The following is a 9,546-nucleotide window of genomic DNA, read 5'->3' as shown; positions in this document are numbered from 1 at the left end:
TTTTCATAACATTTACATCTCCAAGTCTAACATGAACTGCTACTGAAACATCATGTTTAACTATTTCATCATGTAAATATAAATTTTTAGAATTAAGTTTAGGCAGTATATATTTATCTAAATCAATATCTTTTATTATGTCAAGCACTATATTACCGTACAATTTTTGAAAAAAATCTATATAAATTTTTTTATAATTCTTCAAATAAAAATCTAGATCATTTATAGCTATATTATAATCTGTAGAAAAAGATTTAGAAAAACAAATTTTATAATAATTTGCTTCATCTTCATTCAATACCTCAAAGTTAGCATCAGGAAGCATATCTAGCAAACAAAAATTTCTGCTGTCGTTTTTGTTATCATCCTTACCATTATATTTAAACCAACTTATATCATATTTTACTTTTCTATTATATTATTAGTTATATATTCTCCAAGAAAATAATGATACAATTGGTCGGATAAACCGCTATTACAATTTATTACAACAAAATCATCATTACATATTGATGAATTTACTCTGTTACTCATCTTATTAATATTATCTATTTTATACATAGTATGCACAATATCTAGTAATATTTCTCTAAATGTATCTCTATGTTTCTTAATAGGAATGAACCATGCTATTTTATTTATTAATTTATTATAATATTTATAAATCATAAATTAATTGATTTTCTCCATAAAGAATATTTAATTTTTGAATATAATCATTAATATAAAAACAGAATTAACAATTATACAAAATCTTAAATAACTATTCATAATAGTATAAACTTACATATTTTATTTGTCAATACTACAATAAATACAAATAAATTTTCATTATATTTAATAACATACAAATTCATATAATACTAAATTTATGAACATAAAAGAAATAAGATTAAAAATGGTTAAAGCCACTGCTGAAGGAATCAAACAATATATAGAAGTTTTTGAAAAGAATAAAGGTTTTACAAAATAAAAATATCAACATTTCTCAAAATCTTCAAGAACTTTTCTAAATTTAGACAAATCTATAGTAAAATTATATCTATCTCTATCTTTAATATTATAAAAATAATGAATATTTTTAGGATTATCTTCTATATATTCAAAATATTTCATACCTATTGTACTACATATATGCTTATGATGATCCTCATAACGAACACTAGCAACTATTCCTAAAATAGAAGTTGTTGCTTCACAGCATACAATATTAGTTAAACCGCTTCCTAAAGTAGATATTATTTTTTTAGCTTTATTAAATATACAAAATTGTTCTGATATAGAATAATCTTCAGGATAAATAACTTTATATCCTAAAGGAATAAGTATATTAATCAATTCTTTTTCATTAATTATATTTCTAGTCTTTACTTTTTTACGGCTTATATATATTTTATCGTAGAAACCAATATTACATTTTGGAAGCAATTGCTTTGTTAATTCCAAAAATTTATCACATTCCCATTTAAAAGGCTTTGAAACCTCTAAACATGGAAAAGAACTAAAAAATAAATGCTCACATTCTATCTTTTTATCATCTGGCACATTTATAACATTTTTTACACCAAATAATTCAAGACTTTCTCTATAAAATTTAGATTTACATCCTTCACTTATGATAAAAGTATCTATTTCATCGAACAATCCTGAATCCTTCAATATAAATAATCTTGACAATATATCATGAATCCAATGCCCGTAATAATTCTGCCATTGAGATTTCAATAAAAAAACATTTCCTCTAATTTTTACATTTCTTCTAAATTTATAAAATAAAAATCTGCCTGATAATTCTGCATTAGGTTCAAATATATTATTAGGCAAATTATCTTTTATAATCTTACCATCTTTGCTAAATATAAATCCCCAATCTGAATAAACCACAGCATTCTTTATAGAACATATATAATCAATTTTTTCAGATGATGGATACTTTATAGGTATATAATTTGTATACTCTGAATCTTTAGCTTCAATTTCTCTATTTTTTAAATCATCATATATATATTTTGATAATTTATTTCTTATACTGGAATGGAGCAGCTTATTAAATATAGGCATTATTTACTCCATATATAAATAATGAAATATATAATTGAGTTTTATTTAGTATTATTTTAAGTATACAGTTAATATTTTTTAAAAGAAAAATTAGACAAATAAAATATATTATATATATTTCTAACTTAAGAAAATATTTTATAATAAAAAATAGGGAAAATATAATAATTAATAATATAAAAATTAATTTATTAGGATGCGATGCGATGCGATGCGATGCGATGCGATGCGATGCGATGCGATGCGATGCGATGCGATGCGATGCGATGCGATGCGATTAAACATTATATAATCCTAACTATTAAAAGTTAAAAATAATATACATTACTTTTTGAATTTGTCAACAACACAATAAACAATTTATTTTATTTTAATAATAAATTAAAAATCTGAATTAGAATCAAAAATATTTAAAGTATTAATATTGTTTATTTCTAAAAATTTCAACTATAATAAATAACCTGCTCTAAATTATCTTATAGAACAGGTATTTTAATTTAGCAAATAAAAAACTTAAATTACAGAATATATTTTTACTTCCGGATTATCACTTAATAATGGCTTAAGAGAAGTAAAAACATCTTGTTTAAATAAATCACTTTCTAAATATAATTTAGCATTATCAATGCTATCAAATCCATGAAGTACTTGCACATCTTCATCTCTTATTAATAAAGACTTAGTTAAAGCACCATTAATATTTTTTAAAAAAGGCTCTTTATAATCTGAATATACTTTAGCAGCCTTTTCGCGGTTAGAATTAGTAATTTTCATTGTAATTTCAAGATAGGCATTTGTTTTCATTGCTTCCTCCATTTATTATAAATATTTATTTTATTAATAAATATAATTGATTTACTAATAAGATTCAATATATTAATAAATTTCATAGAAACTATTAAATTTAATAGTATATATATTTATAAAGGGCAATTTATACAAGGAGGAAGTTTTTTTGATAAATTATTTTTTGTCTGTTTTCTGGACCATACACAAATATTTTGTAGTATAGGAATTACTGTTTTTCCTCTATTAGTTAAAGAATATTCCACTTTAGGAGGTATTTCATTATACTGCTTTCTTGAAACCATATCATCAAAAATAAGCTCCTTAAGCATAGAAGCTAAAACTGCATCTGTAATATTTCCAAGATATTTTTTTATTTCATTATAACGCATATTATCTTTAAATGATAAAACACATATAATACGTGATTTACATTTACCCCCAAATACATCTAATCCATATTCTATAGGACACATAGTATCTTTATTCATATTAGATCCTTTAATATAACATATTTCTATTAATATAAATTATAATATTTTATTTATCAATATTATTAATAATTCTAAAATAAACTAATCTAAAAATATAAGAATTCAATTAGTAAATATTTTAATTAAATAAAAATTTTATTATATATCTAGTAAAAAAATTTTATAAAACATATTGACAAATATTAAAATAGCTATATATTACATCACGTTCTTAATTAATAGACTGAAAACATACTTCTAGAAAACAAAAGAGATATATTATGAATACCAATTCAATAAAAGCTAACAATAAAATAACTATGTTTGGTAATTTTGATTTTTATAAATTATGCATATCTATTGCAGTACCTGTAATGCTTCAGCAGCTTATTATGGGAATGGTATCATTAATAGATAATTTCATGGTAGCAGAATTGGGCGATATAAAAATGGCTGCTGTAAATGTGTCTAATCAGATGAACTTTATATATTTGGTTATATTGAATACATGTTATGGTGCAGGCGGAATATATATGGCTCAAAACAATGGTGCTGACAATAAAGAAGGTATGCAGCAGGCATTTAGATTCAAAGTTATACTTCCTCTTACAATATCTATTGCATATATGATATTAATGCTTGTTAATCCTGAAATATTTATGCGTTTAATGACTCATGGAAATGCATCTCAGGAAGAAATATTAATATCCAGCACAAAATATATGAGTATAATAGCATTTACTTTTATACCAATATCAATATCAGGTGCTATAGGTACATCATATAGAGAAATAGGAAAACCTCATATTCCTCTTATAATATCTGTTATAGCCACATTCTGTAATGCAACTGGAAATTACATACTTATATATGGTAATTTTGGTGCTCCAAGATTAGAAGAAAAAGGTGCTGCTATTGCCACATTAATAGCTAGAATAATAGAAATGGTTTTATTTATAGTATATATAAAACTTCATAAAGAGAAATTTTATGTAAGAACTAGAGAAATATTGAAAGTAAAATTAAGCGTATTTTATTCTATGCTCAGTAAATCAAGTTTAATATTTTTGAGTGAAATAAGCTGGGGTATAAGTGAAATGTTTATGACTGCTCTCTATAATAGCAGAGGCGGTGCTGAAACAGTAGCAGGTATGGCATCAGGATTTACAATAGCAAATATTTTCTTTTTAGTATTTCAAGGTATATTTGTTTCCACCATGGTTGTTGTAGGAGGTACATTAGGACGCGGAGAACTTGATGATGCCAGAAAAAAAGCAAAATGGATACGAAGCGGTTCTATAGTTGCTGGTATTATAATAGGTTTAATAGAAATGTCATCAATATTCTTAATACCTATTATATTTTCAAAATTAACCCCTGATGCTCAAACAATAACTAGAAACTTGGTCATATTGGTATCATGCTATATGCCTGTATGGACTTACATTAATTCACAATTTGCTGTTTCTAGGGCCGGAGGCGATACAATATTCGGAGTGGCTGTAGATGTTCCAGTATCTTTGCTCTTATTTGCACCTATAGCTTTAATATTAGCTAAATTTACATCTGTAGGTCCTGTTGCAATGTTTGGAATAGCTAAATTAACTGATTTCATAAAAATAACTATTGGTATTATAATGCTTAGAAAAGAACGATGGGTTAAAAAGCTTACAGAATAACAATACTATATAGATATATAATAGAAAAAATGCTATTGCATGTAAATAGTTAATAAAGTAATTCCGAATATATAAACGATATTTTATTTTTTGGTTAATTTTATTTTTTATGCTTTATAATTATAAAAATTAACTTATAATATCCTAAATATATTTATATTTCAGAGGACTTATGAATTATAATTTTACTATAATAACATTAGAATTAGGAATTCCTGTTATAGCAACTATCATATCATTAGTTGGTATAATATTATACGCATATATATATCTTCAATTATATGAAGAAACTCAGGCTATAATATTATCTATAGGTTTTCTTTCTTTTGTATTCTCTGCTTTAGAGGCAGCTAATATAATTATATCATTGTCCAGTCCTAATTCAGAAATTTCTCTTAATCTGTATAAGTTTGAGCAAATAGCTCTATCACTTACTATAATACCATGGTTAATATATATAAAAAATAAATTAAAATTAAGCGAACATTATCATTCTGTATTAGAAAAACTATATATAGCGGCTGTATTTTTATTTATTTTGATATCAGCAATAGCTTTATTATATCCTCAATTATTTATATCTACAAAAGATCCAATGACAACTCTTAATGAAACAATGCAGAAAAGTATAAAAAGCAGAGGAGAATTAGGAGCAGCATATATATTTAGAGATTTTGTATTTACAATATACTCTTTTATTATAATATGTTCTTTCATATATGAAATGTCAGTGAATAAATTAATCAGAGAAAATATATTAGGATTAGTATTAATATCGTTAATATCCTTAGCATTTTTTGATGATTTTAATGGAATATCAATATACTATCAATATTCAAGCGGTTTTTTAATATTCCCTAATTGGACTTTTTCAAGAGTAACACTTATTTATGCTATATTTAATATAGTAATGATATATTCATCCGTAAGCAGATTTATATCAGCGATACATAAAAAAAGCAGTCAATATTACGATTTAGAAAGTATAAAAGCTCAGGATTCTATTATAATAAATACAGCAATAAATACATCTGAAAAATTATCAGGACTAAAAGAAAGTTTTAAAGAATCTGTAAGCAATTTGGTAGCTAAAGTAGAAAATACATACTCAACTATAAATAATTTTAAAAATGATATAAATAAAATTATAGATTATACAAATGAATTTATTACCATAGAAAGTTTCCAATTAAATGATGGTAATACAAATTTAGAAAAAATAGAAGAACTTATAAACACCTACCCTAATTTGCAAATGTCTGTAGAATTACAAAAGAAAACATTAGAAGAATCTAATGCCAAATTACAAGAATCTATAGAAAAAATATATTATTTACAATCTGAAAGTAAAAAACTAATAACTGAATTTGAGTATTTCCAAGATAAACTTAATGCGGAAGAATTAAATTTTGCTAAAGAACTTGGAAAATCAGAAACTTTTAATCAATTAAGTTTCCAAATTAATAGAATTATATTGTTTATGACTAATATGTCAGATAAAACAAAAACTTTAGCAATAAACTCAAGTATACAAGCATCAAAATCTGGAGAATGGTATAATAACTTTTCTGTTGTATCTAAAGAGGTATCAGAACTTGTAACTGAAACAGCTCAGGCCACAAGCAGAATGCAAAATTTATTATTCAAAATAGAAGATATATTTAAGAAATTTAATTATTCAAAAAATAATATTAATAATAATATATCAAGTCTAATAGAAGAAATATCAAGCTATTATGGTAAATTAAATAGATTTAACAGAGGTATGGAAAAACAAAATGATTATAATATGAATATCATAAAAAGTACAGAAAAAATGTATAGCTCTATATCTAATATGACAAACATTATAGTTAATGAAGAAAATGATTTTATTAATATAAAAAATAAAATAGAGGAAATTAATAATTACATAGAAAGTATATCAGAAAAAGCTTCTATACAAAATTTAGAAGTAAAAAATCTAATGCGTGATATGAATAAATTATTAGCTACCTCTGATGATTTGGAATCTGTAACAAATAAACTTAATGAAGAAATTACAAAATTCTTAGAATATGCTGATGATTTAGAATCTAAAGTTGATGAATATTCTAAAGTTATATAAAGAGGAATAGTTATGAATATATTATCAAATTTAATATCTGGATATAATATAACAATATTAAAATTATTAGTACCCGTAATCGGTGTTTCTGTAATGTCAATATTTATTATGTTATATTTGTTATTATCAATAAAAACAAAAAAGGCAATATACATAACTATTTCTATTACACTTATATTAATTTTAATGTATAGTATTATATCTCTTATTATAATATTTTTAGAATTATACGGAATAAATCAGCAGCTTTCTTCTGTACTAGTCATATCAAATAATATTATAATACTTACTGCTGTAATATTAATGCCTATAAACTCCACAAGTTTTATAGGAAATATAAAAGCATTAAAAAATATTAATACAGGTATATTCATAATTAGCATAGTTTCATCAGTTCTTTTAATTGCTTTAAGTATAATGTATTCAAATACTTTTTTTACAACCACAGTAAATTATTATGATTCTACAAGCATATCATATTTTATAAGACCAACTGGAAACTTCTTTGTTTATAAAACATATATAATATTATTTGTATTTTTCTTAACATTTATATCTATAATATCAGATATGGTTATAAATTCTAATTATAAAAATAATATACTTATGGTTATTTCAAATATATTAGCATTGATATTAATAATTAGATATCTTTATGTAGATAAAACATTGGACGGATTAGATTTTGACAGAATAGGTTTAGCTATTATAATATCTTCTTCTTTTAGATCTATAGCTATATTTGCCTCATTTACTAAGAATGCTCTTGATTCTATAAAGAAAGAGAGTTTATTAAATAATAGACTGCATTTAAATTTAAAAACATTAAACAATATAGATAGAATATCTGAAGCATTAAATACAATAGATAAAAATTTAATGGATACTTCTATGTTTGTATTTGAGATAGATAAAGAAAGTAAAGATGCTTATAATATTATTAATCATAAAATAGATGCTATATTAGAAGCAAATGAAAATTTAGTAGATGTAAAAAATACAAAGAAAAGCATAATAAAAGACGGATTAAAATACACAAATACAATCTTTACATTTTTTGATAAATATAAAAATCAAATGCAGGATCATTTTAGAATATTAAATCAAACTATTGCAAACATGAAAGAATCTGACTTCTCTAATGATCAGATTATATCATTAAATAATGATCTAAAAAATATTAAAATTGGATTAAAAGAAACTTCTGATAAATTCTTAAATAATATAATGGAATCTGCTAATCAATTCAGAGATGTAAATAATATAACAGATTCTATATATGAAACTATAGAGTATATAAAATCAATAACTAATAAAACAAACCTATTATCAATAAATGCTGGAATTCAAGCATCTAAAGCGGGTTTTTATGGTAAAAGCTTCTCGGTTGTAGCAAAAGAAATAGGTACTCTGTCATTTGAAATTTCTAAAGGTACAGAATCTATAGAAAAGATGCTTACAGATATATTTGCCGGATTGGTAGTTATAGAAAACTCTTCTTTCTATATAAAAGACCGCTGTAAAATAATAGAAAGAGAAGTTAATAAAATGATAAAGGGTATTGATAAATACATAAATGACATAGAAACAAATATTAATACTGATTCTAAAAAGCTTAGTCATTTCAAATCATTAGATCAATATAATGAAACTATGTCAAATATATTAGTAAATCAAAATTTAATAGTATTATCTGTTAAAGAAAATATAGCTGCTATACTTGAAGTTCAAAATAATTTAAACTCTAAAATAGATTATCAAAATCAGGATATATCCAAAATATTCAATAATTTTAATAATATGATAAAAGCGAAAAATGAATTAAATGATATAACTAAAAAAATAGGAAATTATTCATCATTCTCACATACTGATATAGAAGCATTATCTAATATTATTAATACTCATAGGAAAAAAAGCAGCTTTACATTTGCCCCTATAATTGCTTTATTAAAGAAATCATGATGTTTACAACAGTTGATACTGTATTGATTATAATATTGGCCATACTTTTTATATATGGTTTTTGCAAGGGTTTAATATCTATGACTATACCTATTATAGCAATAATTATAACTCTTATAGCAGCACCTTTAATATATAATCATATATCTAAATATTTTAATCATTCTCTAATACTAAAAATAATATCGCTTATAGCTAGTTATTCCATTATAAGAATAATTCTATCAAAAATAGAAATAAATTTTAAAAAAATATTAAAAGCAATATTTTTAGATTGGGTTGACAGAGTTCTTGGAGCAGTAGTATTATTATTTATATCATGTTTCATTATTGCAATAATAGTTTCTTTAATAAAATCATTAGATAGCCAATACAATGATATAATCAATCAATCAAAAATAGCAATATATATTTACAATATCTTTAGTAAAAGTAATTATAGTTTATTAGTTTAATTATAATTGACAATAAAATC

9 protein-coding genes and 1 pseudogene are annotated in these 9,546 nt (G+C 23.2%); 4 read left to right on the top strand and 6 right to left on the bottom strand.

What is annotated here, in order from left to right:
- The 5 genes and pseudogenes from Q0J90_RS05440 to Q0J90_RS05420 form a co-directional block, all read right to left on the bottom strand.
- Nucleotides 1-334 (bottom strand): annotated as a pseudogene (locus tag Q0J90_RS05440) (hypothetical protein); the annotation flags it as partial.
- Nucleotides 335-402: 68 nt separating this feature from the next.
- On the bottom strand, nucleotides 403-669 hold the full coding sequence (locus Q0J90_RS05435; protein WP_297276931.1) for a hypothetical protein: 267 nt from the start codon (nucleotides 667-669) through the stop codon (nucleotides 403-405).
- A 309-nt stretch (nucleotides 670-978) separates the two neighbouring features.
- Entirely contained in the window at nucleotides 979-2,061 is a 1,083-nt protein-coding gene (locus tag Q0J90_RS05430; RefSeq protein WP_297276930.1) for a glycosyltransferase family 61 protein, read from the bottom strand.
- A gap of 513 nt (nucleotides 2,062-2,574) precedes the next feature.
- Nucleotides 2,575-2,865, bottom strand: coding sequence for a hypothetical protein (locus Q0J90_RS05425; RefSeq protein ID WP_297276929.1), 291 nt, complete (start codon nucleotides 2,863-2,865; stop codon nucleotides 2,575-2,577).
- 116 nt (nucleotides 2,866-2,981) lie between these two features.
- A complete protein-coding gene (locus Q0J90_RS05420) occupies nucleotides 2,982-3,338 on the bottom strand; it encodes a helix-turn-helix domain-containing protein (protein ID WP_297276928.1) in 357 nt (118 codons plus the stop codon).
- Between the two features lie 263 nt (nucleotides 3,339-3,601).
- Here Q0J90_RS05420 and Q0J90_RS05415 point away from each other — a divergent pair, with 263 nt between their 5' ends.
- Entirely contained in the window at nucleotides 3,602-4,999 is a 1,398-nt protein-coding gene (locus Q0J90_RS05415) for an MATE family efflux transporter (protein WP_297276927.1), read from the top strand.
- 743 nt (nucleotides 5,000-5,742) lie between these two features.
- On the opposite strand, the gene Q0J90_RS14705 is transcribed toward Q0J90_RS05415, so the two are convergent.
- Nucleotides 5,743-5,793: a hypothetical protein gene (locus Q0J90_RS14705; RefSeq protein WP_367173845.1), complete on the bottom strand. Its 51-nt coding sequence runs from the start codon at nucleotides 5,791-5,793 to the stop codon at nucleotides 5,743-5,745.
- A 116-nt stretch (nucleotides 5,794-5,909) separates the two neighbouring features.
- On the opposite strand from Q0J90_RS14705, the gene Q0J90_RS14700 reads away from it, so the two are divergent.
- Genes Q0J90_RS14700 through Q0J90_RS05400 form a run of 3 tightly spaced genes read left to right on the top strand, consistent with a single transcriptional unit; the run spans nucleotide 5,910 to nucleotide 9,526 of the window.
- Entirely contained in the window at nucleotides 5,910-7,106 is a 1,197-nt protein-coding gene (locus tag Q0J90_RS14700; RefSeq protein WP_367173844.1) for a methyl-accepting chemotaxis protein, read from the top strand.
- A 12-nt stretch (nucleotides 7,107-7,118) separates the two neighbouring features.
- A complete protein-coding gene (locus Q0J90_RS05405; RefSeq protein ID WP_297276925.1) occupies nucleotides 7,119-9,071 on the top strand; it encodes a methyl-accepting chemotaxis protein in 1,953 nt (650 codons plus the stop codon).
- Complete coding sequence (locus Q0J90_RS05400) at nucleotides 9,071-9,526, top strand: CvpA family protein (protein WP_297276924.1); 456 nt, start codon at nucleotides 9,071-9,073, stop codon at nucleotides 9,524-9,526. The genes Q0J90_RS05405 and Q0J90_RS05400 overlap by 1 nt, the downstream gene beginning before the upstream one ends.
- The last annotated feature ends 20 nt before the right edge of the window (nucleotides 9,527-9,546 follow it).

Origin of the sequence: uncultured Brachyspira sp., assembly GCF_944390595.1 — a bacterium.
Classification (GTDB): domain Bacteria; phylum Spirochaetota; class Brachyspiria; order Brachyspirales; family Brachyspiraceae; genus Brachyspira.
The sequence above is the reverse complement of the archived record's forward strand: the minus strand, read 5'-3'. Positions and strand labels throughout refer to the sequence as shown.